At 62.5% G+C, this 22,883-nt stretch carries 38 protein-coding genes; 8 read left to right on the forward strand and 30 right to left on the reverse strand.

Annotated features, from left to right (window positions below):
• Window positions 1-130: 130 nt before the first annotated feature.
• Together BVH03_RS08305 and BVH03_RS08310 are read right to left on the reverse strand one after the other, a co-directional pair.
• On the reverse strand, window positions 131-568 hold the full coding sequence (locus BVH03_RS08305) for a type II toxin-antitoxin system YafO family toxin (RefSeq protein ID WP_075960722.1): 438 nt from the start codon (window positions 566-568) through the stop codon (window positions 131-133).
• Window positions 569-1,096: a hypothetical protein gene (locus tag BVH03_RS08310; protein ID WP_143485920.1), complete on the reverse strand. Its 528-nt coding sequence runs from the start codon at window positions 1,094-1,096 to the stop codon at window positions 569-571.
• A gap of 277 nt (window positions 1,097-1,373) precedes the next feature.
• On the opposite strand from BVH03_RS08310, the gene BVH03_RS08315 reads away from it, so the two are divergent.
• Window positions 1,374-1,955, forward strand: coding sequence for a hypothetical protein (locus BVH03_RS08315; protein ID WP_075960724.1), 582 nt, complete (start codon window positions 1,374-1,376; stop codon window positions 1,953-1,955).
• Window positions 1,956-2,355: 400 nt separating this feature from the next.
• Here BVH03_RS08315 and BVH03_RS08320 read toward each other — a convergent pair whose 3' ends face one another.
• From BVH03_RS08320 to BVH03_RS08445, 27 genes are all read right to left on the reverse strand, one after another.
• Window positions 2,356-3,144, reverse strand: coding sequence for a hypothetical protein (locus BVH03_RS08320; protein WP_075960725.1), 789 nt, complete (start codon window positions 3,142-3,144; stop codon window positions 2,356-2,358).
• A 12-nt stretch (window positions 3,145-3,156) separates the two neighbouring features.
• Window positions 3,157-3,336 carry a hypothetical protein gene (locus BVH03_RS08325; RefSeq protein ID WP_075960726.1) on the reverse strand — a complete coding sequence of 60 codons (180 nt, stop codon included), beginning with the start codon at window positions 3,334-3,336 and terminating at the stop codon, window positions 3,157-3,159.
• Window positions 3,337-3,359: 23 nt separating this feature from the next.
• The gene (locus tag BVH03_RS08330) at window positions 3,360-3,794 is read right to left on the reverse strand and encodes a hypothetical protein (protein ID WP_075960727.1); all 435 of its coding nucleotides are present in this window, start codon (window positions 3,792-3,794) and stop codon (window positions 3,360-3,362) included.
• Window positions 3,791-4,405 (reverse strand): hypothetical protein, encoded by a 615-nt coding sequence (locus BVH03_RS08335; RefSeq protein WP_075960728.1) that lies wholly within the window; start codon window positions 4,403-4,405, stop codon window positions 3,791-3,793. The genes BVH03_RS08330 and BVH03_RS08335 overlap by 4 nt, the downstream gene beginning before the upstream one ends.
• Entirely contained in the window at window positions 4,405-4,953 is a 549-nt protein-coding gene (locus BVH03_RS08340) for a hypothetical protein (protein ID WP_075960729.1), read from the reverse strand. The genes BVH03_RS08335 and BVH03_RS08340 overlap by 1 nt, the downstream gene beginning before the upstream one ends.
• On the reverse strand, window positions 4,950-5,258 hold the full coding sequence (locus tag BVH03_RS08345; protein ID WP_075960730.1) for a head-tail connector protein: 309 nt from the start codon (window positions 5,256-5,258) through the stop codon (window positions 4,950-4,952). The genes BVH03_RS08340 and BVH03_RS08345 overlap by 4 nt, the downstream gene beginning before the upstream one ends.
• Before the next feature lie 11 nt (window positions 5,259-5,269).
• Window positions 5,270-5,671, reverse strand: coding sequence for a hypothetical protein (locus BVH03_RS08350; protein WP_075960731.1), 402 nt, complete (start codon window positions 5,669-5,671; stop codon window positions 5,270-5,272).
• Between the two features lie 60 nt (window positions 5,672-5,731).
• Window positions 5,732-6,928, reverse strand: a complete 1,197-nt coding sequence (locus BVH03_RS08355; protein WP_075960732.1) for a phage major capsid protein — start codon at window positions 6,926-6,928, stop codon at window positions 5,732-5,734.
• Window positions 6,925-7,788, reverse strand: coding sequence for a head maturation protease, ClpP-related (locus BVH03_RS08360; RefSeq protein ID WP_075960733.1), 864 nt, complete (start codon window positions 7,786-7,788; stop codon window positions 6,925-6,927). The genes BVH03_RS08355 and BVH03_RS08360 overlap by 4 nt, the downstream gene beginning before the upstream one ends.
• A 3-nt stretch (window positions 7,789-7,791) precedes the next feature.
• Complete coding sequence (locus BVH03_RS08365; protein WP_075960734.1) at window positions 7,792-9,093, reverse strand: phage portal protein; 1,302 nt, start codon at window positions 9,091-9,093, stop codon at window positions 7,792-7,794.
• On the reverse strand, window positions 9,086-9,247 hold the full coding sequence (locus tag BVH03_RS26330) for a hypothetical protein (RefSeq protein WP_168175605.1): 162 nt from the start codon (window positions 9,245-9,247) through the stop codon (window positions 9,086-9,088). Before BVH03_RS26330 ends, BVH03_RS08365 begins: the two co-directional genes overlap by 8 nt.
• A complete protein-coding gene (locus BVH03_RS08370) occupies window positions 9,244-10,971 on the reverse strand; it encodes a terminase large subunit (protein WP_075960735.1) in 1,728 nt (575 codons plus the stop codon). Before BVH03_RS08370 ends, BVH03_RS26330 begins: the two co-directional genes overlap by 4 nt.
• A gap of 12 nt (window positions 10,972-10,983) precedes the next feature.
• Window positions 10,984-11,457 (reverse strand): phage terminase small subunit P27 family, encoded by a 474-nt coding sequence (locus BVH03_RS08375; RefSeq protein WP_075960736.1) that lies wholly within the window; start codon window positions 11,455-11,457, stop codon window positions 10,984-10,986.
• A 110-nt stretch (window positions 11,458-11,567) separates the two neighbouring features.
• The gene (locus BVH03_RS08380; protein ID WP_075960737.1) at window positions 11,568-11,969 is read right to left on the reverse strand and encodes an HNH endonuclease; all 402 of its coding nucleotides are present in this window, start codon (window positions 11,967-11,969) and stop codon (window positions 11,568-11,570) included.
• Between the two features lie 3 nt (window positions 11,970-11,972).
• Entirely contained in the window at window positions 11,973-12,323 is a 351-nt protein-coding gene (locus BVH03_RS08385) for a hypothetical protein (RefSeq protein ID WP_075960738.1), read from the reverse strand.
• Complete coding sequence (locus tag BVH03_RS08390; protein ID WP_075960739.1) at window positions 12,320-12,652, reverse strand: hypothetical protein; 333 nt, start codon at window positions 12,650-12,652, stop codon at window positions 12,320-12,322. Before BVH03_RS08390 ends, BVH03_RS08385 begins: the two co-directional genes overlap by 4 nt.
• Window positions 12,653-12,787: 135 nt before the next feature.
• The gene (locus tag BVH03_RS08395; RefSeq protein ID WP_075960740.1) at window positions 12,788-13,342 is read right to left on the reverse strand and encodes a hypothetical protein; all 555 of its coding nucleotides are present in this window, start codon (window positions 13,340-13,342) and stop codon (window positions 12,788-12,790) included.
• Complete coding sequence (locus BVH03_RS08400) at window positions 13,339-13,788, reverse strand: VRR-NUC domain-containing protein (RefSeq protein WP_075960741.1); 450 nt, start codon at window positions 13,786-13,788, stop codon at window positions 13,339-13,341. The genes BVH03_RS08395 and BVH03_RS08400 overlap by 4 nt, the downstream gene beginning before the upstream one ends.
• Before the next feature lie 2 nt (window positions 13,789-13,790).
• Entirely contained in the window at window positions 13,791-14,084 is a 294-nt protein-coding gene (locus tag BVH03_RS08405) for a hypothetical protein (RefSeq protein WP_143485921.1), read from the reverse strand.
• Complete coding sequence (locus tag BVH03_RS08410) at window positions 14,081-14,500, reverse strand: twin-arginine translocation signal domain-containing protein (RefSeq protein ID WP_075960743.1); 420 nt, start codon at window positions 14,498-14,500, stop codon at window positions 14,081-14,083. The genes BVH03_RS08405 and BVH03_RS08410 overlap by 4 nt, the downstream gene beginning before the upstream one ends.
• A 3-nt stretch (window positions 14,501-14,503) precedes the next feature.
• A complete protein-coding gene (locus BVH03_RS08415; protein WP_075960744.1) occupies window positions 14,504-15,535 on the reverse strand; it encodes a site-specific integrase in 1,032 nt (343 codons plus the stop codon).
• Window positions 15,535-15,732 (reverse strand): hypothetical protein, encoded by a 198-nt coding sequence (locus BVH03_RS08420; RefSeq protein ID WP_075960745.1) that lies wholly within the window; start codon window positions 15,730-15,732, stop codon window positions 15,535-15,537. The genes BVH03_RS08415 and BVH03_RS08420 overlap by 1 nt, the downstream gene beginning before the upstream one ends.
• On the reverse strand, window positions 15,729-15,938 hold the full coding sequence (locus BVH03_RS08425) for a hypothetical protein (protein ID WP_075960746.1): 210 nt from the start codon (window positions 15,936-15,938) through the stop codon (window positions 15,729-15,731). The genes BVH03_RS08420 and BVH03_RS08425 overlap by 4 nt, the downstream gene beginning before the upstream one ends.
• A gap of 180 nt (window positions 15,939-16,118) precedes the next feature.
• The gene (locus BVH03_RS26335) at window positions 16,119-16,277 is read right to left on the reverse strand and encodes a hypothetical protein (RefSeq protein WP_168175606.1); all 159 of its coding nucleotides are present in this window, start codon (window positions 16,275-16,277) and stop codon (window positions 16,119-16,121) included.
• Window positions 16,274-17,089 carry an ATP-binding protein gene (locus BVH03_RS08435; RefSeq protein ID WP_075960748.1) on the reverse strand — a complete coding sequence of 272 codons (816 nt, stop codon included), beginning with the start codon at window positions 17,087-17,089 and terminating at the stop codon, window positions 16,274-16,276. The genes BVH03_RS26335 and BVH03_RS08435 overlap by 4 nt, the downstream gene beginning before the upstream one ends.
• Complete coding sequence (locus BVH03_RS26615) at window positions 17,079-17,843, reverse strand: hypothetical protein (RefSeq protein ID WP_218189538.1); 765 nt, start codon at window positions 17,841-17,843, stop codon at window positions 17,079-17,081. Before BVH03_RS26615 ends, BVH03_RS08435 begins: the two co-directional genes overlap by 11 nt.
• Window positions 17,844-18,072: 229 nt before the next feature.
• Complete coding sequence (locus BVH03_RS08445) at window positions 18,073-18,312, reverse strand: hypothetical protein (protein WP_075960749.1); 240 nt, start codon at window positions 18,310-18,312, stop codon at window positions 18,073-18,075.
• Between the two features lie 79 nt (window positions 18,313-18,391).
• Between BVH03_RS08445 and BVH03_RS08450 the strand changes: the two genes are divergently transcribed.
• Window positions 18,392-19,162, forward strand: coding sequence for a S24 family peptidase (locus tag BVH03_RS08450; RefSeq protein ID WP_075960750.1), 771 nt, complete (start codon window positions 18,392-18,394; stop codon window positions 19,160-19,162).
• A gap of 3 nt (window positions 19,163-19,165) precedes the next feature.
• Here BVH03_RS08450 and BVH03_RS08455 read toward each other — a convergent pair whose 3' ends face one another.
• Window positions 19,166-19,714: a DUF4124 domain-containing protein gene (locus BVH03_RS08455; RefSeq protein ID WP_083640017.1), complete on the reverse strand. Its 549-nt coding sequence runs from the start codon at window positions 19,712-19,714 to the stop codon at window positions 19,166-19,168.
• 700 nt (window positions 19,715-20,414) lie between these two features.
• Between BVH03_RS08455 and BVH03_RS08460 the strand changes: the two genes are divergently transcribed.
• From BVH03_RS08460 to BVH03_RS08485, 6 genes are all read left to right on the forward strand, one after another.
• Window positions 20,415-20,762 (forward strand): hypothetical protein, encoded by a 348-nt coding sequence (locus tag BVH03_RS08460; protein ID WP_075960752.1) that lies wholly within the window; start codon window positions 20,415-20,417, stop codon window positions 20,760-20,762.
• Between the two features lie 105 nt (window positions 20,763-20,867).
• Window positions 20,868-21,242, forward strand: a complete 375-nt coding sequence (locus BVH03_RS08465) for a helix-turn-helix transcriptional regulator (protein WP_075960753.1) — start codon at window positions 20,868-20,870, stop codon at window positions 21,240-21,242.
• Between the two features lie 15 nt (window positions 21,243-21,257).
• Window positions 21,258-21,617, forward strand: coding sequence for a hypothetical protein (locus BVH03_RS08470; protein ID WP_075960754.1), 360 nt, complete (start codon window positions 21,258-21,260; stop codon window positions 21,615-21,617).
• Window positions 21,614-22,225, forward strand: a complete 612-nt coding sequence (locus tag BVH03_RS08475) for a 3'-5' exonuclease (protein WP_075960755.1) — start codon at window positions 21,614-21,616, stop codon at window positions 22,223-22,225. The genes BVH03_RS08470 and BVH03_RS08475 overlap by 4 nt, the downstream gene beginning before the upstream one ends.
• On the forward strand, window positions 22,222-22,476 hold the full coding sequence (locus BVH03_RS08480; RefSeq protein WP_075960756.1) for a hypothetical protein: 255 nt from the start codon (window positions 22,222-22,224) through the stop codon (window positions 22,474-22,476). The genes BVH03_RS08475 and BVH03_RS08480 overlap by 4 nt, the downstream gene beginning before the upstream one ends.
• Window positions 22,477-22,478: 2 nt before the next feature.
• The gene (locus BVH03_RS08485) at window positions 22,479-22,871 is read left to right on the forward strand and encodes a hypothetical protein (protein WP_075960757.1); all 393 of its coding nucleotides are present in this window, start codon (window positions 22,479-22,481) and stop codon (window positions 22,869-22,871) included.
• The last annotated feature ends 12 nt before the right edge of the window (window positions 22,872-22,883 follow it).

Below are 22,883 nucleotides of genomic sequence, written 5' to 3' on the forward strand. Positions count from 1 at the left end.
ACTGCTTTGCCCGCGACCTTCGCCCTGGATATAACCCATAAACGACAATGCCCCTATCAACCGATAGAGGCATTGTCTTCAACTCACCCTCGGACTGCTAGGTTTTCACACAGTCTGAACTGCGGGGCTTTTAATTTAGGTCTCTGAACTCCTTCGCCAAGCGAGCAAGGTAGCGCATGACCTTTTCCTCTCTGGCTCTACTGTGTGCGTCGGGATACAGGACACCCAAAAGGCAATATTTGTCTTCATCCAACTCGCCGCCCACATAGACCAGGGCCGCATCCTTATTAGGCGCACCCTTCCTACATTTGCGATCAAACTGCGGCAGGTTCGGCGGAAAGAAGTCAGGAGGTAGGCAGAGGTGTATGTGCATCAACCTTGCGTTGTAGGCCAACTGTGGCTGGGTGTACGGCACGTCGCAGCCAAAATAGCTTGGCAACACACCGTCGCCTTTGTAACGAAGGAAGTCGCCTAACAGGTCTTGCGCGAGGGTCGGAAAAAGCGTCAACGGCTTCGCGAAGAATTCGTCATACGTGGCAATGTGGAAGCCAACGGTGACGTTACCCACTTAAGCTTTCGCCAACCCAACAACTGCAGCCGTCGTATGCTCGGCAAGCATTTTCAGTCCGTCAGCGCTGGCATGGCCCGGAATGATGCTAGGAACATTCACTGCCTGCAGGATGATCATGTGCAGCATCGCAGCACTTGAGCGAAACTTCGCCATAGCTCGGCGAGCATCCATGTGCTGAGCCGCGAACTGCTCTGGAACCTCATAGCCCTTCATTATCACTTCTAGGCTACGAATTTTGTGCAGATATTCAGTAAAGTCCACAACCTGATCTGGCTGCACCCTTTCTTGAATTTCAGAGGCTGACAGACCTGCAGCCACTTTGACTGCCGAAAGAAACTCTTGCTCCTCTGCCTTGCATTTTTTGATCAGAGCGTGAATAGCTTCAGAAACAGCAACGTCCTCTTGAGACTGCTGGTGCGGGACATTTGAAAGCAGACCCTCAACAGGCGAAACCGTGCTGTAGCTGGCCATAACCCCAACCGCAGCCGCCATGATGGCGTGGTTGAGATCTTTCATTAAGCTCATTGAGCTGCTCCGATCAGGTGTATTCATGGTGACCCCGCGCTGCAAAACCGACAGCCGTGAATCCGAACGGCGCTATAGCATTCGCTACCGTTGACCCATTTTTGATCAAATTCGTTCGTTTCGTCAATGAAACATGGCATTCAACCATCATCGAAACGGACAGAAACCTCGGCCAAATGTCCGTTTTGCAATTGATTGCAAAATCGCCCGGCGACCACACCCTAGCAATTTTCGCGAAATTCGTTGAAGCTCCGGCCCTCAAAATCATGGAGGGATTATGGAGTTCCTGTCATCGCCAAGCGCCTTCTGGGCCTGGCTAGTAGGCATCGGGGCGGCGGAGGTCGCAAAGGTATTTCTGTATGTGCTCGCATATGGAGCGCTGCGCAATTGGCGAGTCATCCGCCAAAAAGTTGCTACCTACCTTCAGAAGTGGCGCCAGCGGTCATCAGCAAATGCAAAGGCTGCCGCGCCGACCAAGAAAACCCTGACAGCCGCTCAGCGCCTCAAGCGGCGGGATGAACGTGGCCCGATCCGACGTGCACTCCGTCGATACAAGCTTCGCGATTGCGGATGGATACGACGGTATCGCTTTGATGAAACCTGGATAAACCGCGAGGCCAACCGTGGTCACACGTGCTTCCTGATCATGCTGATGTGGTTCGGCTTCTGGGTTACGGCCATCGGCCTGAAGGAGGTGTTTCTTCTCAAAGAAGGGCCTCTAGCTTCAGCACCGAGCACTGCATTCATGGCTGCAATGCCCATGTATCTGTTCGAGCTCGCGTGGCTGCGATTCTCCGGACGAGCCGGACGGCTGATCACCTATCGAAACAAGGTGCGGATCTGGCGGTGGTGGCACTGACTTCTTTCACCAACCCCTGAACGCGTTGATGAAGTCAGCCACAAAACTGAGGCTGAAACAGAAAGCCACGAAGATCACCGCCCAGAGCATTTTCTTGAGCGGCTTCGATTGCTCAATGACTTTGAGGCACATAGGGATTGTCCTATAATCCAAACACGTTCTCCTCATGCTTGCTCATGGGGTTGAATAAAAAACCCCCGAAGGTGCCAGCCTGTCGGGGGTTTTGCTTTTTGGGCTGGCTGAAATCATTCAGCCAGAGATCGCGGGGCGATTCACTTCAACTCGTGCGCTTTACTCAACGCGCGGTCGAGGGCCTACCAGTGAGGGGTTTTGTTTTCCTCCTGTAGATAGGTCAATTGCTCTCTCCACGATATGTGACTTTAAACGCGAGCTGCTTTGCTCACGCCGCCTCGTCGGTGTTCTGCACTTCCATTTCCCAGATCGCGGCCTCGCCGGCGTCGAAGATGTTCGGATCGGCCAGCAGGCGGATGGACACGGGAATCACGCCGAACTCGGCGGCCTGGTTCAGGGGCATGCCGCCGTTGAGGCTGATGCGCGCGTAGAAGCAGGTGATGCGGCGTTTCTCGCCGTCGCCGGCTTCGTTGATCTGCTCGAACATCACGCGGAAGAACTTGCGGCCCTGGGTGAACGGCTTGATCACGTCCACGGTCGGGTAGCTGTAGTTCACCTCGATCGGCAGGCGCTTGAGGCCGCCGTCCGCCGGGGCGACGGTGGCGTTGATGGCGTCGGCCAGGGCGCCGCCGATCAACACGCGGATACCGCCCGGGGTGACGGAGTAGTCCACGCCGCGCACATACGGCGTCCCGCCGCCGACGGGCGTCACACTGGTGACCACCAGCGGGATGTTGGCCAGGCGGATGGTGCGGTCGACGTAGGCGTCGTGCTGCTCTTCTTCAGCGGTGCCAGCCGGCACGCGCTCGACGGAGCCGTACAGGGCCACGGCGGCTGCGGCCGGGCTGAAGCTCACGGCCTCGCCGGTGATGTTGATCGCGGTCACGGAGTTGACGCCGTCCAGCTCGGGCAGGCCGATACGGGTCGGGTCCTGGATGACGATTTCGGTCTGCTCAGGCTCGGCGGTCACGTTCTGCAGCTTGAACAGCTCTTCGAACACGAACGACGGGTACGGCGCGACGCCGCATGGGCCGCGGAAAAGTTGGGTGTAAAGCATGCTGGCGGCTCCTTACTGGGCGGCTTCTGCCGAGGCCTTGGCTTTGGTGGTCTTGGTAGTAGTGGGGGTTTCTGGCTTGGTGCCGCCCTCCTCGATTCGCCGGGCGCCGTCGGCGTCAGTGGTCTCGAACTGTTTACCGGGCGGCACCAGGCGGCCCTCGACGTACTGGGGCGTGATCGCCTTCAGTTTCATGTGCTTCTCCTGGCCTGGGGCCGTCAGTTGTAGGTCTGCGCGTACTGCACGCCGACGGTGATGGTGATGCTGTGGGTGGTTTCGCCGTTGCTGGCCCAGCGCGGAATGGCTTCGTCTTCGCCTTCCAAGAGGCCCGGGAACTTGCGGTCGGGCTGGTCTTGGCCGATGCCCAGGCAACGCAGGATGTCGACGTGCACGGCGTCGAGCTCTTCCTCGTCGCAGGCCTTGCTGAAGAACACCTCGATCTCGAAGCTGCGCGCGCGCAGCGCCTGGGTCACTGCCAGGTCGGTGCGTACGTCGCTGGCCCAGCGCACCAGGGCGTAGGGCAGCGGCGGTTTTTCGCTGGGCTTGTCTTGGGGGCCGTACACGGCCTTGAGGTCGGTGTGATAGCCGTTGGCCGGGCGTATCAGCTCGAGCTGATCGCGCAGCGCCTTGGTAACCTGGGCGGCCTTGTTCATGAGCCAGTGCCTCCGCCGTATCGGGCGATCTCTCGCCGCACGCGGCGTTCGAATTCTTGCCGCAGGAAGGTGTTCGTCCAGCGGATGGTTTCAGCGCCCGTCAGCTGCTGGAACCAGTAGGCCATTGAAGGGCCCATGGCGGTCTGCAGCTTGAGGTTGCGCCGGTAGTTCTTATTGGCGGTGCGCTTGTCACCGCGCGTGGCCAGGGGCTTCTGCCCGACGCTGGCCGGGTTGACGAAGCCGGCGGCGAGCTTCTTCCCGCGCAGGCCCATCACGTACACCCGGGCACGAGTCGGGCTTACCCACTCGAAGAGCCAGCGCCGGTAATCATCGACCCGCACGCCGGAGCTGGACGGGATGATGCGGCTGTTCATCCGCCCCTTGCGGGCGCGCTTGATGGTCAGTTTGCCGCGCACATCCGAACCGCCCAGGCGGGCGCCGAGAATGGATGACTTGAACACGCCGCCCATGCGCTTCACGTAGCGCTCGGTGCGCGTCTTCGTGGCCGTGGTGTTCAGTGCACCGCGCAGCACCGGGTCGATGCTGCGGTTGATCTGGGCCAGCCTGGCCCGGGCAAGCTCCTTGCCGACGAGCCGAACGCCCATATCCATCAGAGCGGCTCCAGCCAGATGTTGCGGACGATGCCGTCGTCCATGTCGTTGGGCAGCGCGGTAACCAGGTAGGTGACGCCGCGGGCGGTAAGCCTGTCGTCGGTGTGCACCCTGCCCGCCTCGATCAGCGCCACTTCGGCGCGGGTGCGGTAGTCGATCACCTGCCCGTTCTCGTCACGCCAGGGGCTTTGCATGTCGAGGAAAACCCGAACGCAGCGTGGTGGTCGACCGTCCCGCACCAGCTGGGCTGGCTCACCGATGAACTCGGTGGCGGTGATGGCCAGCTCGGCGCGGTCGCCGCGGTAGTCGCGGGCGCTGTCGATGTGGAACAGGCGGTGCTCGGTTCGCAGGTATCGGCCCTGGCGCAGGCGCTCATCCCACCAGGCGCGAATGGCGACCTTGGCGGGGTTGCGCAGGCCGGTGGGGTACGGCGGCTCGGCGCTTTCCTTGGTATCGATGCCGCACCACATCCAGTCGAGCTCACAGGCCTGGATGTCGGCGTTAAGCTCCAGCAGCGTGGCCGGTGTGTTGAGGCGCCCTGCTCTCATATGCCCAGCCCCACTCGGTAAAAGTGCAGCATGTTCTCGGCCTTGGGGATGGACGTGTAGCTGGTGCCCACCACGGACTGTTCGCGGTTGGTGTACAGCTCGGCGGCGATGATGAGGATGCCCAGGCGGACACTGTTGGGAACGTCCACGGGCTCGCCGGCTTCGTCCGCCCAGGGGATCGGGCGGTTGATGAACTGGCTGGCGTTATCGATGGCCGCGTCCAGTTTCATCTGCAAATCGGCATCCTCATGCCCGTGCCGGATCCGCAGGTGGGTTTTGAGGTCCGCGAGGGTCGGCATGGGCATGGGATGGTTCCTTACTCGGTGCTGTCGGTTTTGGCCTTGGCAGGCTGCTCGTCAGTGGCCAGGCCACGGGCGATCAGTGCATCGGCGTGGCGCTTGGGCACGCTGTAGCTTTTGCCGCCCCGGCGCTTGATCTCGCCGGCGTCCTGGTAGGAGCGCAGCGGCCAGACTTCGATGGTTTGCGGGTTGGCGTTGGCCTTGCCTGCTGCGCCTGTATCGGCTTGCTCAGCGGTGCCAGCGTTCTTTTTGCCCTGCTTGCCGGCAGCCTTGCCGACAGCCGGCTTGGCCGGAGCTGCAGCTGCGGCTGGGGCGGTGGCTGGGGGGGTGGCTTGGCCAGTGGCTGCAGGCGCTGCGCCATTGGCGCCATCACCAGCGCCGGCGGCGGCCTGGGTGTTGCTGTTCTCGGTACCTTCCACGGGAATGCCCTCGTGTTCGGCGCCCGACTCGGGCGCCTTGGGTTATCGACGGGGTGAGGATCAGCCGCCGGCGGCGCCGGTCAGCGGGCCGGTGACGAAGGCTTCGTCGCGGTACACGGCGAAGGCCAGGCGCTCTTCGGCGCGGATGGTCACCATGTTGTTCTCGAAGTCCTTGTCGTTCTCGGTGGAGACCAGGATCTCAATATCCATGCGGTCGAAGATCTGCGCACCGAGGCGGAACGCACCGGTGAGGAACTCGTCTTGCTGCATGGCTTGTGTGGAAACCACAGGGCGGTTCCACAGGCGTGCCGCGGTGCCTTCCTGCGGCTGGCCGACGATGTAACGGCCTTCGCCATCCTTGGTCAGCTCGATGGCGGCCCAGTCGATCGGGTTGAGCACGATGCCGTCCGCCGGGAACTCGGACAGCTCAGCCTGCAGCAACGCCAGGCGCAGGCGATCGATGCGCTGCTCGCCGGTGACGTCAATGCCACCCGGCGCGGCGTAAGCCTGGGCCAGGGTCATCAGGCCCTGCAGGTTGGCACCGGTGCCGTTACCGTAGAGGAGCTGGGATTCTTCCACCATCAGCAGGCCGTAACGAGCGCGGGCATCGATGTAGCTCTGCAGCGCGGCGGCATCGTCGAGGATCTGGCGGCTTGCTTTGAACAGGTGAGCCAGCGTGCGGACCGGCGCATTCTCCAGCGCGAAGGTGATGTCCGAGTACGGCTTGGCGCCGCCCTCGGCTACCGCTGCCGCATTGTTGATGAAGCCGGTTTCACGCACATACTCAATGGAGTTGCTGGTGGTGGTGCCCGGGGCGATCAAGTCACGGATGGTCAGGCGCCGCTCCGGCGGCATGATGATTTCCTGGCGGCGATCAGCCGGCACCAGGGAGCCGCCAGAGCTGCCAACCGAGGTGATCGCCGCACGCGGCACCGAGACGCGGCGCGAGCCACGGAACGACGAGTTAACGCCTTGCATCGCTTCGGCGCTGGTGACCAGCTCGCCGGCGGACTGCTGACGCTCGCCCTGGCCGCGATCGCTGTTGGCATTCACCAGCTTCTGCTCGGCCTCCAGCAGGCGGGCCTGCAGCTCGCCCTGTTTGCACAGCATCTCGTCGACCTTGGCGCGGGTTTCGGCCAGCATCTCGCCGCTCTTGGCGATTTCCTTCTGGCTGTTTTCGGCCTGGGCTTTGATCTGATCGCCGATCTGCTTCAGGCTGGCGCTCAGCTCGTTGTATTGCTTTTCGAAGTCGCTCATCGCGATTCTCCTTTGAGGGAATTGAGGATTGCGGACGCCTCTGACAGGGAGGCGGAAAGGTCAGGGGCGACAGCGCTTCGCTTATCGGTCGAGACAGCGCGCAGCGTGTCCCCGCCGGCAGCGCGAGGCGTGCCGGACTTGATATTGGCGAACAGTTCGCGGCGCTCGGAGCGCGGCATCCCCGTTTTGGCCAGGGCGATGTCCATGGCCTTGAGGGCATTGTTCTGCTGGGTTTCGGTGGTGGTGCGCTCGGTCACCTCGTCGGCGGCCAGCAAGCCCGTGGCCAGGCCCAGCTCGACGGCTCGCTTGCCGCGGATGAACGTTTCGTCGTCCATCATCTCGGCCATGCTCTCGACGGTCTGGCCGCTGGTTTCGGCGTAGAGGTCGGCCATGGCGGCGTCGAACTCCTGCATGTCGTCGGCAACGTCGCGCAGGTAGTGGCGGTTGCCCGCGAGGATGGTCCAGCAATTGTGGATCATCAGGAACGCGCTGCTGGCCACCTGGCGCTCTTCGCCGGCCAGGTAGATCACCGAGGCGGCACTGGCGGCCATGCCGAGCACCTTGGTGCTGACCTTGTGGCTGTGCTCGCGCAGGCGGTTGTAGATGGCGATGCCTTCGAACATGTCGCCGCCCGGCGAGTTGATGTAGACGGTCACATCCCGCTCGCCGATGGCTCGCAGCGCGGCGTCGATGCGCTTGAGCGTCACGCCTTCGCCGTACCAGTCTTCACCGATCACGCCGTAGATGGTGATGGTGTCGGAGGTGCTTTCCACCGCCGCCTGGATCGCGGGGTTCCATTTCTCGAGCGCGCGCGGGCTCAGCTCGCTGCGCAGGCCGCGAGACTGGATCTTCAGCTTCATGGGTTATTCCTTTGGCGGTTCGGCGTTGAGCCAGTTCTGCAGGGCGGCGCGGGCGGCCTGGCCGTCGCTGGTCTGCCCCAGGGCGTCGAGTGGTGCGAGGTTGGTTTGGGAGGTTAGTACATCTGCGTTACCGCCGCGGCGCGGCAGGTTCTCGCGGACACGGCAATCGTCACGGGTGTAGATGCCGTTCTGTACCATGGTCGAGTAAAACGAAGCGCGGGCCGCGCTATCGGCCCGCAGAAGGCCTTCCAGGGCAAACTCGGCGTAATGCGTCAATCGCTCTTCAGGTCGCAGCAGTTGCTTGAGCACTGCCTTCTCGATACGGCGCAGCCAGGTGCTGAGCGAGAACGTCAGGAAGCCGATCACTTGCTGCTCAAGGCCGGAGCCCCAACTGGTGTTTTTCTCGGTGTGGCCCACCATCCAGGGCGGCACCCGGAAGAATCGGCACACTTCCTCGACGCTCCAGCCGCGTGTTTCAAGCAGCTGGGCGTCGGCAGGGTTGATGCCGATCGCCTCCGGCGTGATGCCATCTTCCAGAACCGGCGACTCGCCGGCGTGCATCGCGCCGCTGACGGTTTTCACGTACTTGCGGAAATCCTCGCGCTGCTCTGGCTTGAGAACACGATTCACCTTGAATGCCACGGTCGGCATCATGCCGTTCTTGAAGGTGGCATTTGCTGCGTCGTCAGCGCTCATCGCGCCACCGATGATGTCGGCGCCGTAGCTGATCGGCGACAGGCCAATACGACCATCGAGCGAGAACGCCGGGATATGCAGCACTTCGCTGGCGTCGAGCTCACGCTCACCATCGTCGAAACGGTAGTAGTAGCGGATTCGACCGTCTTTGCAGACCAGGCGCATTCGGTGCGGCAGCAGGAAGGTCAACGCAATGATGCGGTTTCCGGCGCGATGAATCTGGGCGAAGGCGTTACCGCGCAGCAACATGGCCGCCAGCATTGCCTCCCAGAACTGGACCGGGCTCATGTGTTCGTTGGGCGAAATCGCCAGCACCGAGTACAGCGGGTGGCTGGTGTCTATCTGTCGGCTTCCATCCGGAAGGCGCCGGTAAAGACCGAGCGGCAGCGTGGCGATCGTCTCAGCGATCAACCGAATACAGGCCCATACAGCTGAAACGCGCATGGCACGGTCTACACTTACAGTACGACCGGAGCTGGCCTGCGCGCCGTTGAACGCGCCCCAGAAGCCACCATCGGTGAGCCGGATGGTTTTGCCGAGCCAGTCGCTGAGCCCGGCCGATGGCTTGGTTGCGGAGCTAGCTAGCGCCTGCAGCAGGCTTTTACTCATCGCTCAGCCCTCTGCGGATGAACCACGCGATGCTGAACATCGACGCAGCACCAGCAATCAGCGCCCAGCCGGTGCCCGCCAATAGCCAAACGCCCGCACACAACAAGCCGAAACCGGCGGCGCTGACCAGCAGGAAGACAATGAAGGCGTTCATGCGATGATGGGTTTCCGTATGGCGTCGAACCAGTCGTCGTCGCTGTTATCGGTGGTGGCCTGGGCCATGACGCGCCCTACTGCCATGATCAGCGCCACGGCGCCGTCGATCTTGTTGTCGTTGCCCTGCTTGATCGGCCGCACGACGTCGTCGTTGCCGGGCAGGTTCTTGCCGATCACGTTGCCCATGCACCAGGTCATGATGGGGTTTCCGTCATGGTGGAAGCGGCCACTCAGAATGGCGGCCTCCAGCTCCTTCATGGGCGTGGACATGTTGGTGTAGTTCTGGGTGATGACGACGGGTGTCAGCCCTTCGTCCTCGAGCTCATGCGACAGGCCCGTGGCGCCGTGGGGGTCGATGGGGCATTCCTTCACTGCGCTCAGGCGGCCTGCGTCCTTGGCCTCTTCAAGAATCTCGCGGTAGTCCACCTCGGCGCCGGCCGTCTCGATCAGGTCACCGGTGTTGACCCAGGCCTGGTAGCGCTCGGACATGCGCTGGTTTTCCACGCTGCGCACGGTGTCTTCCGGTACCCAGAAGCGCGGCGCCACGCAGTAGTAGTGGATTCGGTCATCGATCACGCGCCAGAACAGGCGCGCCATGCTGTTCATGTCGAGCTTGCGGGCAAGGTCGAAGCCCAGCACGCAGTCCTGACCCTCGAACTGCTCCAGGGTCAGGCTGGCATCGGCGCTGTTGCGCCAGGCTTCCATGTTGTAGAAGCCGGCCTTTGCCGACACCCAGATGTTGAGGTGCTTGGTCTTGAAGGTGTTGGTGAACCGCGCGGTGCGGATGGCCCGCTGCTGCTGGCTCTCCAGGTACTCGCGGAACACCGAAATGCCGAAATTGGGGTTGGCCTTGGCCAGCACCTTGGGGTCGGTCCAGTCGTCGCCTTCGTCGATAGTCCAGATCCAGCCGAACAGCTCGTCGTCCGGCACGTCGCCGGCGAGCATCTCGATCACCTGGCGGCGCAGGTCGTAGCACGGGCCTTCGATGTCAGAACCGGCGGTGGTGATCACGAACATCAGCGGCTGGCGACGGGCGCCCATGCCGGTGAGCATGGTCTCGTACAGCGCGGCGCTCTGGTGCTCGTGGTATTCGTCGACGATCGCGCAGCTCGGCGAGGCGCCGTCGCCCGGGTTGCCGATCAGCGGCTCGAACCGGCTGCCGTCCAGCGGGCGGTTCATGTTCGAGGCGTTGACCTCGATGCCGGCCGCCTCCATCAGCATGGGCGAGCGCTTGACCATCAGCCGCGCCGGGCGAAACACCTCCCAGGCCTGTTTCTCTGTCGTGGCGCCGGCGTAGACCTCGGCACCGAACTCGTCGTCAGAGGTGAACATGCCAATGCCCACGCCGGCGGCGACCACGCTCTTGCCGTTCTTCCTGGGCACTTCCCAGTAGCTGACGCGGAACCGGCGAAAGCCGGTGTGCTTGCGCACCCAGCCAAACGTCATGGCGAAGCCGAAAAGCTGCCAGGGCTCGAGCGTCACCAGCTGCCGCTTGAATGCCCACTCACCCTTGGTGTGCGGGAGCATCTGCATCAGCCGCAGCTTCTTCTCGGCCTTGGCCGGGTCGAAGCGGTACGGGAACCGGGCGCCCCGGCTCTTGGCCAGGTCGCAGAAGTGCCGCTCAACCGCTTCGTGCACGTACTTGCAGCACGGCACCTTGCCGGCAATGACACGCTTCCCCCACCGAATCGCGGATTCGACGTTGGGGTACTTCGTTGCCATGTGAGCCTGCGGTCAGACGAGATCTGCGAATGGGTTTGCGGCTTTCGCCTTCTTGCCGCCGATCAGGCGTGACCGGCTCGACGGGTCGAGGCCCAGCATCGCGCCGAAGGTGACCATCTGGGACATGGCCTCCTTGGCAGCAGTGAGAGCCGGATTCTTCATCGGGCTGCCCATCGCCGACTCAACAATCGGGCCGTGCTGAACGACCAGTTCTTGAGCGGAACGCCAGTTGGCGTATGCGGTACAGAACGCCTCGACGTTGTGTAGATCGGTAATGCACACGATGTGCTGCGCGAGCAGCTCGGGCACGACGGTCTGCCACATCTGGATGGCCAGCGGCTGCATCCAATCGGGCGGGTCTACGTGCGTTATCTCGGTGAACTTGGGTTCAGCTCTATTGAGCGCCCGCTTACCAGGATTGCCCGCCAGAGCCTTCTTGGCCGTGGGTTTCGGGCGCCGGCCGGATCGCCCTGCAACACCAGGCATGGGCCGAACTCCTGAATTTCATTTTTCGCGGGTATGAAAATTTGGTTCCCCCCGTCGTTCGGGCGGTCTGCAGCTCCAGACTTTTGACCCACCCCCACCCTGCTGACCGCTCAGCCCGCTGCTCGGGCCGCGCTTTCACCCACCAGGCCGATACGCTCGCCAATGCTGTTGTGGCATTCCCGACACAGCGCACGCAGGTTGTCCCAGTCCAGGCCGAGCTCGGGGTGTGTCTTGTATGGTTTGATGTGGTCGGTGATGTCGCTTGCGGCGTTGTCGCAGTGCTCGCACACCGGATGTTTCTTTCGGTAGTAGGCGCTCAGCTTCTTCCAGCGCTCAGTCTTGTAGAACGCGTCCGATTCATCACGCCGCTCGTTGTAGCGCTTGTGCACCGTGCGCTTGGCTGTCTGCCGCTTCTCGGCAGCCAGAGGAGCGTGCCGCGCGCAGTAGTAGTCACCGCGCACCAGCGTGCTGCAGCCTGGCCAGGCGCAGGGCTTTAGGGGGCGGACTGGCATGCCTCAGCGCTCCGTTGGAGGCTGTGAAGCTTCAGCTGCCTTCTCTACGGCCTGCTCGGCCTTCACAGCGGCGCGCTCAGCAGTCTTGGCAGCACGCTCAACCTTAGGGCCAAGCTGATCGGTCAGCAGCTTGTTTTCCGCCAGGAGCTCTCGTATACGCTTCACCCGATCAGCATCTTGCCGCTCGTGCGATTCGATGATCGCTTTGAGCGTCTTCTCATCGCTGTAGGCCTGGAACTGGCCGCCAGCCATAAAGCAGCTGATACCGATCACTACCAGCAGCAACCAGCTGCCGTGGTGATCCCACAAGCGCCGGCCTTTACCCATCCGGCGCTTCAGTTCTTCGTCACTCATGATTGGTCACTCCGCTGCAGCTGCTGCCGCAGGGCCTCGATCTCTCTGGTGAGGTAACTGATCTTCAGCTCCATCTGGGCATTGGCTGCTTTGATGTCACTGAACTCCCGGATCAGGGCGTAGATTTGCTGATTGGCTTGCTCGAGCTGAGACTCGGCTTCCTTTCGAAGGGCTCGCTCTTCGGCAAGCGCATTCATCAGCCGGTCGTTCTCCCGGCTCTCGCCGCGGCGCTCGGCCCAGGCTTTCGGGAAGTAGACGACGGCAGTTACCAAGGCCATGGCGACCCACCCAAGCCAGCCCGAAATAGTGGTGGGCAAGGCTTCGAACATGGGCTTGTCCCGGGCTGGGTGCAGAAACGAAAAGCCCCGCTCATTGGCGGGGCTTCTGTGTGACGATCCTTCATACGTAAGATCGGCAGGATGTGAAAAATAGTGATGGAGCGCTGGCGTTGTGTCAACAGGTATTTATGCGGCCTGCTGGTGCAGCACTCCCTCGGCCAGCAGGATCTCTTCGGCAGCCTTCAGAGCCTCGCCAACCATCTCCTCCAGCACCTTGTGGATGTTGCGCCGCCACTCGCGCCGGGTCGACTCCGGGCGGCCGTCCAGGTCCCATGTGTTCATGTCGTAGAACTCGGCGGGCAGGACGATGATGTCGGCAGAGCGCTTGCCCTCCACGCCGCGAAGCTTGGGGATAGCCCATACCGTCACGGCCTTCGCCTTGAACAGCTGCTTGGATGGAGACGCCACCACCGGTACCAACGCACTGATCGCCTGCACCTTCCGCCCCTTGTGCGTGCTGAACTTCGCCACCAGCGCGTTCCAGTGGCGCGGGATCAGCTGGCTGTGCAGCCGGGCGAACACCCAGCAGTCGGCCTGCATGCGATTCGACCCGGACACGCCCGAACCCACGCGCACTGTGTCCAGGTCAATCAGCTTCTGCCAGGCCTGCTTACTCGTGTTGTCGATGCACTCGGCCGCCAACGCCGACACCACCGCGCTCTGTACGCTTGGATAGATCATCGCCCTTCCCCCTCAACCATCACCACTGTCGGCGCGCTCGCCAGATACGCCTTGATCACCTTCATTGCCTCGCCCATACCCCGGCACACCACGCCCTTGTAGCCCTGCTGCTGGACGTCTTGCAGGAAGTCCCGCTGCGACTGGCTAACCACGGCGCTGTGCGGCGCCGCGGCCTTGAACTCGATGTACAGACCGAAGAACCCGCCCCGAGCCATTGGCAGCACGATGTCGCTCACGCCCGCCTTCACGCCTTGGGCCTTCAGCTTGGCGGCCACGGCCTTAACCCGATGCCCGCCGTTCGGCACGTGGTACGCCAGCGCGGCGGCGACAGGGTGGCGAAGCTGCAGCCAGCGGAACAGGGCGGCCTGCTCCATGCCCTCGTAGTCCACCGATGGCCGCCGGGCGGCTGGCTTGGTGAGCTGCCAATTCTTGATCGGTGCGGCCATGTTCAATCTCCCGAGTAGTGCGAGCCACCCAGGCCGCGCGTGTTGGCTTGCTGGTAGTGCTCGGCATCGCCGGCAATGGTCTTTCGCGCTGGTCGTGGCGCACCGTGCTCGGCGGCGGTCAGGGCCTGGCGCAGGTAGGCGATCGCCTGCTCTGGGCTCATCGCCTCGCCGCCGGTCAGCACCACGCCGGCGCCGTTGCATGCCACGCAGCAGTTCCGATGGAACACGCCGCGGTACTCGCCGGAGCCCTGGCATATCTCGCAGCGCTGGTGGTGCTGCACAACGGATCTCATCAAGCCGCCCTCGATGACACGAAATTCAGATGCTTGATGGCCTCAGCCATGGATTCACCGAATCGCTGAATGCGGATATAGGTGTGCACATTCGGATATTTCTTGTTGGCCGGGTCGTGCCAGAACTTGTACGGCGCCTCTCGATCCATGTTCGCCAGATCTGCGTCGTAGTAACGCTTGAGCTTCGCGTTCACCCCATAGCAGTTCGGGCGCACGTCGACCGGGTAGCCAACACCATCCCACGGATGCACCTCGACAACAGCGCAGCCGCCAATGAAGCCACCAGGGTGATGGCCTATGTAGCCCACTATCTCACCCTTCACCACGTACGGATCGCGACCCAACTGGAGCGCCGGCACAACCGCGCTGGCGGCAGCAGCAATACCGATCAGCTTGAGAAATGAACGTCTGGTAAGCATTTTTCACCCTCCCCACGTAGAAATACCGGAAACGACGCTATCGCCCGCCGCTTCTGGCTTGCAGTCATTTTTAAGAAGTGCAGGAACGGCCACTTTTTGGCCGTGCGCATCGGCAAATCCGCACTCATCGAGGCGGGCATGCCAGCGTTCCAAGGCCTCGCGACGGCGGTCCATTGCGTCGCGGGTCAGGTAGGTCTCGGTGGTCACGCCCAGGGCATGGTTGATCAGCAACTCACCCACCATGTGATCGACGCCGATGTCCGCCAGGCTGGAGCGCATCAGCTTGCGCAGGTCATGGCTCGTCCACTGCCGGCCGCTCACCTCACGCATCAGGGCATGGCCGCTGGTCAGCGCCATGCCGGCGCCACCGCGCACCGGGAACATCCATCCCATCTTCAAGCGTGCAGCAGGCACCGCCTCGCGATACCGGCGAAGCAGGCCGACCACCTGGCTGGTCAGCGGCAGTACATGCTCGCGGCGGCTCTTCGTGTTCGCCTCCGGGATCACCCACACCCGTTCATCCAGCGACACATGGCCCCAGCGCGCGGCCAGCGTCTCGGCGATGCGCGTGCCGTGGGCCAACATCATCAGCGGCAGCATGCCCTTGGCCGGGTCCGCGTTGAACACGCCCACCAGGTGCTGCACCAGCTCGGCCAGGTCGACCCGCGACAACGCTGCCGGCTTCGGCCGCAGCTTGCCCTTGTAGAAATCACGGAAGGTCGTGCCGGCCAGCGGGTTGTTGTCTATGCGCTTCTGCGTCTCGGCCATAGCGAACGCCTGGCGCAGCCCCTGCAGCGCCTTCTGCACCGTGCGCGGCGCCAGCTCCTGGTGCATCGGGAAAACCAGCTGGTCGTCCAGCGTCACCCGGTCCACCTTACGCAGCGCCACCTTGCCCACGCGCGGCAGCACGTGTTTTCGCATCAGGCAGGCCATGCTTGCCCGGTATTTCTCGCTGCGCGTGCGGTCACCCTCGATGCGCGACAGCCACCACTCGACCACATCGCCGAGGGTGCGGAAGCCAGCTTTCTTGGCCATTAGCCGCGCCCCTTAAAACGCCGATCAGCCCAAGACATCGCTGCAGCGGCCGAAAATGCGACTGGCAACATCGCCAGCACGAACTCAACAATTACTGGCAGTCCCAGGCGATTGATCAGCATCCACCATTCAACTATGGCGGCACCACACGCCATCGGCACGAAGGAGATCATCACCAGCAACAGATACTTCCTCATGGCTTCACCCGCGCGGCACGATCCGTCTCGATGGCCTCGGTTGCGCCGAATGCGGTCAGGCAGTACACGAAAGGCACACTCTGGCCCGGGCGAATCACCGCCACCCGGGCATGCTGGTAGCGGCAGCTGAACAGCACGTAGCCATCGGGCGTGCGGTAGCAGTGCTGGCGGTGAGGGACGATGCGGATGCGCAGGAGTTCAGCCATTGATCACCTCGTCACACTTGCGTAGCGCCCTGTCATGGAAAACCAGCCCCATGCATTTGCTTTTCAACGCCAGCCGCCGCGAATTGCCGTATCTGCTACCTCGGAACTGTTCCCAGGTTACGTACCATTGCTTCAGCATCGAGATGCTCACCTCTACTGCGTATTGCATTCGCTGATCACTCATCGCCTAGCCCCCAAAGCCCGCTTCAACCCACCGTCCTGCCGCACCAGCCGGTAATCATTCCCGCGCTGCACCCTGATCACCCGCTTACCCATCTGCTCCACCCGAAAGCCCACCAGCAGCAACTGCTGCAGGGCCTGGGCCTCCGCGGCGGTCATGCCCCACCCCCGCGGGCGCTCGGCCACTTGAACAGCGCCAGGCGGCCGTCGCCCTCACGCAGCCGGTCGACGCAACGGTCGCCCAGGGCACGGTGCAGGCCGTCCAGGTCTAGGTTGGAAATCACCAGGGTGGGTTTCTGCTGCTCGTACCGGCCGTTGATCACCGTGAACAACGTGGCCAGCTCAAACTCGGTCGCCTTCGTCGCCCCGGCCTCGTCGATCACCAGCAGGTGCGGCGCCACCAGTGCCTGGAAGGCATCGGCCTCGCTGTAAGAGGCCGCGTGGTCGTAGCTGCCCTTCACATACTGCAGAATCCCGGTCACCGTGCGGTACACGCCTAGCATCCCGTGGCGGGTCACCACCTCGTGCAAGATGGCGTTCGCCAGGTGCGTCTTGCCCGTGCCCACCGTGCCGAGAAGCATCAGGCAGCGGCCATCTTCGTAGTGCTTCGGGAAGTGGTGCGCATAGCCCCTGCAAATTCGCAACGCGTCCTTCTGCTCAGGCGTCTCCGCGCGGTAAGCATCAAACCGCTTGCCCTGGAAGCGCTTGGGAATCATCGCCTCACCCAGCCGGCGCTCCATCCGCTCACGCACAGCACGGGCGCGCTGCTCGCCCTGCTCCGCTTCGTCGGCCACGCGCCGCGCCTCCTCGGCACAAACCGGGCAACCGCTCGGCGCCGACGACTTGCTGCTGGTGATCGAGGCGTACGCCCCATGGCCCGGCTTGTCACAGCGCGCCAGCTCCTTCGCCACCACACCCAGGGTGCGCTCGAGCGGCGCGATTTCGAGGTTCACAGGCTGGTCAGAACGCATAGCTACCATCCTCCCGCCGGCTAGCGCCCGCGGTGTAATCGAGATCATCGAAATTGGTGTGCTTGCTGGCCGGGTGCTGGTGCACGCTGGCACTGGTCACCTTGTCCGGGAACAGGCCCTGCCAGCCGCCGGCGATCGAGCGGCGAATCACCTCGTCAGGGTTCGGGTGACCAGCGAGCTGCTCAGCCTGGGCCGTGCAGGTGGTCACCTTCAGCGGCTTGCCCTGCTCCTTGCGGCAGGCCACCCACTGCGCCCATACCGCTGGCGTCACGTTCGCCGGGCATGCGCTGAGCGGGTCGAACTTCGCTGGCTTTGTTTCCGGCTTCGGCGCTTCAGGGGGTAAGGGGGTATTGCTTTTAACTCTTCTCTTCTCTTCTCTAGTCGGCTTTTTGTCCGCATCGGAAGCGGACGCAGTGCGGACTTCGCGCTTACGGTCAGCGTCCTGTGCCCGGCGCTTGGCAGACGCCCCGTTATGGGCCTCAAAGCGCGGCAGATCTAGGCTGGAGTCGGCTTGCACCAGCCATCCAACGGCCAGCATCGCTGCCGAAAAGCCAGGCCAGGCGGCCAAGTCATCGAGAGAATCGAGCGAGTAGCCTTCGAGCGATCCGTCCGCCGAGTGCGCATCGAACAGACTCCAAACGGACAGTAATCCGCCTACGATCCGAAACCTGTCCGCATTCAAAGCGGACGCCATGCGGACAACCTTAGGGCTCGTCAGCAGGTCGGTGCGCATCTTGATCCAGTCACCGGCCATGGCTATCACCACGCGCCACGAAACACGCAACGCCAAAACGTGGCGCGCCACGCCCTGTGTTGCGGTAGAAAAGGGAAATGCCCATAATCAGGCCTCTGTTGTTGTGTTGCATGGAGCCCGGTCTAGCCACCGGGCTTTTTATTGCCCGCGATCCGGGCACTGTATAAATCCCCATCCCTTCCAGCCGTCTGCCGCCCTGGGCGGTGCGGCGGTAGGATGCGAATCGTGGTCAGGCGGCCCGCGGCTTAGGCCGAGCGTTATCACGCAGCCATTCAACGGCGAAGCCCTCGCCGCGCTGCGCAGCGGCATTCGCCAGCACCTGGGCGTAGTTCGTTTCACCGGTGTAATCAGTGCGCGGCAGGAACTCATTGGCCAGCCACTTATCAACAGCCTGCCGGCTGATGCCGCAGGCTTTCGCAGCACTCACTGGGCCGCCGGCAGCCGCAACCGCATCAGCAATGGCACTCATAACAACGCCCTCAATATCAACTTGCGGTTGATCTTAACATCAAATGACTGTTTATCAACTCACGTGTCACCATCAACCTATGGTTGATATCGAAAACATCCGCGAACAATTCGCCGCGCGCCTCAATGAGGCCCTGAATGACCACCCCGACCTGACGCGGGAGTCGCACGGGCGAAATATTGATTTGAAGAAAGGTCTCGAAGGCGTTGGCCTGGTAACCACCACACAAGCCACCAGTAAGTGGCTGCGTGGCGAATCCATGCCCAAGAAAGACAACATGCTCACGCTCGCCGAGTGGCTTGGCGTGCGGGCTGAGTGGCTCGAATACGGCGTGCTGCCCAAACGCCAGCAAGACGCTTGGGTATTGCGCGAGCAGGCGCACACCTATGGCTCAGCAACGGCAATGGATAGCAATATTCAGGGCGAGCGCATCGAGGTCAGGACAAGGAGTGTCCCAGTGGTAGGCAAGGCAATGCTTGGAGTTGAGGGCTACTTCGAAGCGCTCGACTACCCGACCGGCCACGGTGAGGGCGTGCTGAACGTCACCAGCCGCGACGAAAACGCATACGGCTTGCGGGTTGTGGGCCACAGCATGGCGCCGCGCATCAAGCATAACGAGTTCGTATTGATCGAGCCCAATCACTCCTTCGGCCCTGGTGATGAGGTGCTGGTTAAGACAGTGGCTGGCCAATCCATGATCAAGGCGTATGCCTATCTCAAGGATGGCCAGTATCGCTTCGAAAGCATCAATGCCGAGTACGCACCTGTGATCCTGGATGAACAGCAGGTGGAATCAATCCAGTACGTAGGCGCGATCGTCAAGGGCTCGATGTTTCAGATGAGCGAATAACGCTCATCCACCGTAGCTGCCTTCCATCTGCCACACGCAGCCGCCGATGAAGTACACGTAGGCCACATTCGAGCGCCATCGGTATACCCATTGGATCGGGTCACCGGAGCCGTTTACTCGCGTTGGGGCGCCCCATGACCGCTGGACATCACCCATCGTCATGCCTGGCTCAACACCACGAGCAATCGTAATGCTCCGCATTGTCGTGCTGCTGTAGCTCTTGCAGTAGCTCGGCTCGCGATACGCAGGCATAGCAGGCACCTGTGCGGCTCGGCTCTGCTCTTGCTGTTGCCAGATACGCTGCTGCTCCTTCGAGACACCGAGCGTCCCGCCGATCTTGTTGGGCTTGATTTCGACCTTATCCGCCTCGTTGGCGAGCGCGCCGCCGCACGGAACCTTTGAGAACGAGACCCGGCCCGTCGAATCGGTGCATTTGTAAACGTCCGCCATCGCGCTCCCACTGAGCGCCAGCAGCACCAGAATCCATCGCATCGCAAACCCTCCCTGTGAACCGCCAAGGCTATATGCCTGTACGGCCACAATCAAAAACATCAACTATCGGTTGACATAACTCAACCTGTAGTTGATATTTGAGCCATCGAAGCAGCACACCGCTCCGAACCGCTCTTTAACAACCAGCGCCATGAACAGCTAGCCGGGCAACCGGCGAGGCAGCCCCGGCCATCACCTGTGGGGCGACAGAAAGTCAGGTGAGCAACACACCGCAGCGCGCGCCAGCGACCGGCGTATTGCAGCAGAGCCAACAGAGGGGCCGAGCCGCAAACGAGGTGCAGACCGAACCGCGCGAATGACCTGGCAGCGCTGCGCAGCAACACCCGATTTCACTGGCTGGCCTTGGCGACAGGGCCAGACGGGAAATCAACCAGGAGTAAGAGAAATGAAATGCCCGATATGCAATGGCGAGAAGCTGAACAATGAGCGCTGCTGGTGTGTTGACGAGCATCACCAGGAAGGATCGAAAGTTGACGTGCAGTTCCCTGATGGATGGCACTCAGGGTTTGTCGTAGACGGCCCGGTTGCAGCCAATGATCGTCAGTATCGCGTCCATGTTATTGCGCCAAATGGCGAGCGCATGCTTGACCTTGCGCCTGAATACGTCAGGCCTACTCAACGGTGAGTAGGTCGCAGGCCGACCTGCCCGAACGACCTGACAGCGCTGCGCAGCAACACCCGATTTCACTTTCTGGCCTTGGCGACAGGGCCAGACGGGAAGTCAACAAGGAGAACCGAAATGGCACTCGATCACGGAGTTTTGAATATTCCGCTGAGCAAGCGCGGCAACATCGACGCAGAGATTGACCGTTACAAGGCCACTGAGGCGGCCAACAAGAAGAAGGCGCACAAGGCATTCAAGGTTGAGCGTGACGAGCTTCGCGCCGCTGCAAAAGCTGCCGTTTCTGAGCTGCCAGACGACTGGTTTGCGTGGCACGCCAAACGCCTGGGAGTCACCAAGGCAAAACTGCGCAGCCACGTAAAGAGCGAGGCTCACTGGAACTCAGGCAACGCCCTCAAAATGATCCGCGGCGCCAGTGATCTCTATCGCGCTCACCTCGCCAAGGCCGACAAACCGGAAGCCTGAACCAACCGCAACCGCATAGGCCAGCCCCCAGGCCTGCGCTATTCAAGCAGGGTTTGGTCACCCGCGCTTGGCGCCTGGGCCAATGTGGTTACCCAAGGAAGAACCATGGAAAACACCATCACCGTACCGGGCTGGCGTGGCCGCCTGAATGCAGGCCTGCCACCGCGCCAGCTCGAAGCCGTGCTGCTGGCCGCCACGGACAAAACCGCCAAGGAAATCGCCCGCGCCATGACCATCAGCCCCGACGGCGCGCGCCAGCTGCTCGACGCCGCCCGCTTCAAGCTCGGCATGCAGCGCACCACCCGCGGCACGGTGCTCGAAGCCTGGAAGCGCGGAATCATCGCCCCGCTCGCCATCGCCCTGCTGCTGGGCAGCGGCCACCATCAACCCACCAACCCCATCCGCCGCCCCACCGCGCCGCGCAGCACCTACCAGGTGCGCGTGGCCCGCAAAGTGGACGAGCTGGCGTTCGTTTCCTGAGGCAAGGAGATGGTCATGAACCTGACCCCGAAACAGCAAGCGGTTATCGATGAGCTCCGCAAGATCGGGCGACACAACGCGCTCATGTACCGAGATAGTTGCCCGCACCTCTATCAGGAGAACCTGGCGTATCTGGCGAAAGGCGATCCGGCATGTGTGTTCCGCATGGGCGGCCTCACGTTCCAGATAGCAGTTCGTCTGAAAACGACCGCTGGCAGCGTGCTCGCCGTGTTCAAGTCCCTGGAGAAAAAGGGGCTAGTCATTCGAGAGACGCGTGATCCTTGGTACAAGCGGCCTCTGTACTGGTGGCCGGTCGGCTTCGCTGAACAACTTCACTCCGAGCTGAACGATCAAGACGGTGGAGAGCAACCATGACCCCAACCCTGCACCCCATCGCCCAAGCCCTCGAATCCCTCCACCCCCTCCTACGCGCCACCCACTACGTCCTCGACCTCGAAACCCTCGGCAAAGGCCCCAACGCCGCCATCGCCACCATCGGCTGCGTGCGCATCGAGAACGGCGTGATCGGCGACGACCTCTACATCCGCGTCGACGTAGACAGCGCCATCGGCTTCGGCGGCGAAACCGACGCCAGCACCATCGACTTCTGGCTCAGGCAGAGCGAAGAAGCGCAGCGCGAGATCAACCACGGCTTCAACCGCGTAAAGATCAACAACGCGCTCATCCAGCTGGCCGACTTCATCGACAGGCCCGCCGCCATCTACGGCGAATCCTACGTGTGGGGCAACGGCGCCACCTTCGACAACGTCATCATCAGCACCGCATTCCGGCGCGCCCACGTGCGGCGCCCTTGGCAGAACCGGAACGACCGCGACCTGCGCACCATCACCGACCTCTACCCCGAGGCCAAGAAAAGCGTGCCGTTCGTGGGCCTCAAGCACCACGCCCTCGACGACGCCCTGCACGAAGCCCGCATCCTCGTCGCCGCCCTCAAGCTGCACATCGCAAGGAGCCCAGAATGAACGCATTCGAACGCGCCCGCGCCACCCTCGACGCCATCCCCGCTCTCCTGCGCCGCAGCGCCGAGGCCCGCAAGCAGACGCAGCAGCGCATCGCTATCAAGCCCCGCGCCACCCAGCTGATCGCCACCGGCAGCGGCATGGTGCGCGTCGTCGACGCCGACACCGGCCGCGTGCTCGGCTTCCGCGAAACCATCAAGGAAGCCCGCTGGCTGCAGCAGCAGCTCGAAGGCTCCCAACCCCTGGAGGCCTGACCATGATCGACGCACCCAACCTGCAGCCCCGCTCCCAACAAAGCGCCGAGCTCGCCGCCCTCATGGCCACCTACGAGCGCCAGCACGGCCCCGTGCAAACGCTGCCCATCGTCACCGCCGGCAACAAGCAACTGCCCTTCGTCATCACCAGCCCCGGCAAGCCCAAGGCCAAACCCAGCCGCGCCCTGCGCCAGCGGGATCACAAGCACGCCGAGCTCAACACCGCCAAGAAGCGCAAGGCCGCCGAACGGCTGGAAATCCTGCACCGCATGGCACCCGCCGGCGCCAGCATCAACGAGATGTGCGACGCCACCGGCCTGAGCGCCAAGACCGTGATGGACCGCCTGCGCGACCACCGCATCAAGCGCGGGCCGAAGATGGACCTGAGCGCGTAGCCCACTCCCACG

The organism is Pseudomonas sp. PA15(2017) (assembly GCF_001945395.1).
Lineage (GTDB): Bacteria > Pseudomonadota > Gammaproteobacteria > Pseudomonadales > Pseudomonadaceae > Aquipseudomonas.

Coding starts and splice junctions, on each gene's coding strand:
- BVH03_RS08335 (WP_075960728.1), bottom strand. CDS start 4,405: ATGGATATGGGCGTTCGGCTCGTCGGCAAGGAGCTTGCCCGGGCCAGG.
- BVH03_RS08425 (WP_075960746.1), bottom strand. CDS start 15,938: ATGGCTGAACTCCTGCGCATCCGCATCGTCCCTCACCGCCAGCACTGC.
- BVH03_RS08415 (WP_075960744.1), bottom strand. CDS start 15,535: ATGGCCAAGAAAGCTGGCTTCCGCACCCTCGGCGATGTGGTCGAGTGG.
- BVH03_RS08380 (WP_075960737.1), bottom strand. CDS start 11,969: ATGCCAGTCCGCCCCCTAAAGCCCTGCGCCTGGCCAGGCTGCAGCACG.
- BVH03_RS08470 (WP_075960754.1), top strand. CDS start 21,258: ATGAACCTGACCCCGAAACAGCAAGCGGTTATCGATGAGCTCCGCAAG.
- BVH03_RS08450 (WP_075960750.1), top strand. CDS start 18,392: ATGGTTGATATCGAAAACATCCGCGAACAATTCGCCGCGCGCCTCAAT.
- BVH03_RS08460 (WP_075960752.1), top strand. CDS start 20,415: ATGGCACTCGATCACGGAGTTTTGAATATTCCGCTGAGCAAGCGCGGC.
- BVH03_RS08310 (WP_143485920.1), bottom strand. CDS start 1,096: ATGAGCTTAATGAAAGATCTCAACCACGCCATCATGGCGGCTGCGGTT.
- BVH03_RS08370 (WP_075960735.1), bottom strand. CDS start 10,971: ATGGCAACGAAGTACCCCAACGTCGAATCCGCGATTCGGTGGGGGAAG.
- BVH03_RS08375 (WP_075960736.1), bottom strand. CDS start 11,457: ATGCCTGGTGTTGCAGGGCGATCCGGCCGGCGCCCGAAACCCACGGCC.
- BVH03_RS08465 (WP_075960753.1), top strand. CDS start 20,868: ATGGAAAACACCATCACCGTACCGGGCTGGCGTGGCCGCCTGAATGCA.
- BVH03_RS26335 (WP_168175606.1), bottom strand. CDS start 16,277: ATGACCGCCGCGGAGGCCCAGGCCCTGCAGCAGTTGCTGCTGGTGGGC.
- BVH03_RS08345 (WP_075960730.1), bottom strand. CDS start 5,258: ATGCCCATGCCGACCCTCGCGGACCTCAAAACCCACCTGCGGATCCGG.
- BVH03_RS26330 (WP_168175605.1), bottom strand. CDS start 9,247: ATGAACGCCTTCATTGTCTTCCTGCTGGTCAGCGCCGCCGGTTTCGGC.
- BVH03_RS08360 (WP_075960733.1), bottom strand. CDS start 7,788: ATGAAGCTGAAGATCCAGTCTCGCGGCCTGCGCAGCGAGCTGAGCCCG.
- BVH03_RS08400 (WP_075960741.1), bottom strand. CDS start 13,788: ATGGCCGCACCGATCAAGAATTGGCAGCTCACCAAGCCAGCCGCCCGG.
- BVH03_RS08315 (WP_075960724.1), top strand. CDS start 1,374: ATGGAGTTCCTGTCATCGCCAAGCGCCTTCTGGGCCTGGCTAGTAGGC.
- BVH03_RS26615 (WP_218189538.1), bottom strand. CDS start 17,843: ATGGCCGGTGACTGGATCAAGATGCGCACCGACCTGCTGACGAGCCCT.
- BVH03_RS08325 (WP_075960726.1), bottom strand. CDS start 3,336: ATGAAACTGAAGGCGATCACGCCCCAGTACGTCGAGGGCCGCCTGGTG.
- BVH03_RS08455 (WP_083640017.1), bottom strand. CDS start 19,714: ATGTTTTTGATTGTGGCCGTACAGGCATATAGCCTTGGCGGTTCACAG.
- BVH03_RS08485 (WP_075960757.1), top strand. CDS start 22,479: ATGATCGACGCACCCAACCTGCAGCCCCGCTCCCAACAAAGCGCCGAG.
- BVH03_RS08420 (WP_075960745.1), bottom strand. CDS start 15,732: ATGAGGAAGTATCTGTTGCTGGTGATGATCTCCTTCGTGCCGATGGCG.
- BVH03_RS08475 (WP_075960755.1), top strand. CDS start 21,614: ATGACCCCAACCCTGCACCCCATCGCCCAAGCCCTCGAATCCCTCCAC.
- BVH03_RS08445 (WP_075960749.1), bottom strand. CDS start 18,312: ATGAGTGCCATTGCTGATGCGGTTGCGGCTGCCGGCGGCCCAGTGAGT.
- BVH03_RS08410 (WP_075960743.1), bottom strand. CDS start 14,500: ATGCTTACCAGACGTTCATTTCTCAAGCTGATCGGTATTGCTGCTGCC.
- BVH03_RS08435 (WP_075960748.1), bottom strand. CDS start 17,089: ATGCGTTCTGACCAGCCTGTGAACCTCGAAATCGCGCCGCTCGAGCGC.
- BVH03_RS08390 (WP_075960739.1), bottom strand. CDS start 12,652: ATGTTCGAAGCCTTGCCCACCACTATTTCGGGCTGGCTTGGGTGGGTC.
- BVH03_RS08365 (WP_075960734.1), bottom strand. CDS start 9,093: ATGAGTAAAAGCCTGCTGCAGGCGCTAGCTAGCTCCGCAACCAAGCCA.
- BVH03_RS08320 (WP_075960725.1), bottom strand. CDS start 3,144: ATGCTTTACACCCAACTTTTCCGCGGCCCATGCGGCGTCGCGCCGTAC.
- BVH03_RS08385 (WP_075960738.1), bottom strand. CDS start 12,323: ATGAGTGACGAAGAACTGAAGCGCCGGATGGGTAAAGGCCGGCGCTTG.
- BVH03_RS08395 (WP_075960740.1), bottom strand. CDS start 13,342: ATGATCTATCCAAGCGTACAGAGCGCGGTGGTGTCGGCGTTGGCGGCC.
- BVH03_RS08340 (WP_075960729.1), bottom strand. CDS start 4,953: ATGAGAGCAGGGCGCCTCAACACACCGGCCACGCTGCTGGAGCTTAAC.
- BVH03_RS08330 (WP_075960727.1), bottom strand. CDS start 3,794: ATGAACAAGGCCGCCCAGGTTACCAAGGCGCTGCGCGATCAGCTCGAG.
- BVH03_RS08355 (WP_075960732.1), bottom strand. CDS start 6,928: ATGAGCGACTTCGAAAAGCAATACAACGAGCTGAGCGCCAGCCTGAAG.
- BVH03_RS08480 (WP_075960756.1), top strand. CDS start 22,222: ATGAACGCATTCGAACGCGCCCGCGCCACCCTCGACGCCATCCCCGCT.